Origin of the sequence: Actinosynnema sp. NPDC023658, assembly GCF_040639995.1 — a bacterium.
Classification (GTDB): domain Bacteria; phylum Actinomycetota; class Actinomycetes; order Mycobacteriales; family Pseudonocardiaceae; genus Actinosynnema.
Genome location: NZ_JBFAAX010001384.1, coordinates 1 through 1,207 on the forward strand (window position 1 = coordinate 1; position 1,207 = coordinate 1,207).

At 68.2% G+C, this 1,207-nt stretch carries 1 protein-coding gene; it reads right to left on the minus strand.

Annotated elements, in window-relative coordinates; translation table 11 throughout:
- Positions 1 to 320 precede the first annotated feature (320 nt).
- Positions 321 to 1,207: asparagine synthase C-terminal domain-containing protein (locus AB0G02_RS41200; protein WP_360806291.1), on the minus strand; the 887-nt coding region annotated here is incomplete at its 5' end.

Consider the following 1,207-nt stretch of genomic DNA (forward strand, 5'->3'; position numbering starts at 1 on the left):
GGAGAACGCGGCCGACCAGCTGCGCGTGCTGGCCTCGTCGTGGGTGGTGCCCGGTTCCGGTGTCACCGACCGGACCGGTTCGTGATCCCGATTCCGCCTCGACAATAATGTTGCGGGTTCCGCGCGAGTTCGGTTATCGCGGACGACGCGTGCTTAGCGCGCGCACTACGGCACGACTTCCGGGAACCATTCGCGTTGAATCGTTCGGCGGTGCGCCGGCTTAAGGTTTCCGAATACCTGCGCGCTGGGGTTCCGGAATCGATCGGGCTTTCCCGGGGTCGGCGGGCGTCACGCGCCGACCCCGGTGTGTCACGCGCCCACTACGACAGCACGAGCTCCGGGCGGTAGAGGTCCAGCCACACGGTGAGGTCGAGCGCCCGCTCCAGGCCGAGCCGGGTCACCCGGTCGATCGTGGTCGGGTCCTGCACGCTCACCGATTCCAGCCAGCCCCGGTTCACCAGCTCGAACACGTCGTGGCCCGAGCGCGACAGCAGCTCCTTGGCCTGCTGCTGGAGCTCCCGCGCGTAGTACGGGTCCTGAGTGGACGGGTACGGGCTCTTCACCCGCCACGCCACTGACTCGGGCAGCATGTCCTTCACCGCACCGCGCAGCAGGCTCTTCTCCCGGCCGTCGTAGGTCTTCATCGACCACGGCGCGTTGTAGACGTAGTCGACCAGCCGGTGGTCGCAGAACGGCACCCGCACCTCCAGGCCGACGGCCATGCTCATCCGGTCCTTGCGGTCGAGCAGGAACCGCATGAACCGGGTGAGGTGCAGGTGGATCATGATCCGCATCCGGTGCTCGTGGTCGTCCTCGGTGTCGAGGCGCTTGATGTCGGAGACCGCGTCCTCGTACCCCTCGCGGCGGTACTCCTCCAGCTTCAACCGGTCCAGCAGCGGCTGGTTGATGCCGGTGGCGTCCTTGTCGAACGGACCCACGCTGACCGCGATCCACGGGTACGCGCGGGCGTTCTGGATCTCGGGGATGTGCATGTGCCGGTACCCGCCGAACAGCTCGTCCGCCGACTCGCCGGACAGCGCCACCGTCGACCGCTTGCGGATCTCCTTGAACAGCAGGTACAGCGAGAAGTCCATGTCACCGATGCCCATCGGCAGGTCGCGCGCGGTGATCGCGGCCTTGCGGACCTCCGGGTGGTCCGGGCACGGCTGCCAGGCGATCGTCGCCGCCTCGGCCGACGGCGCGGCCC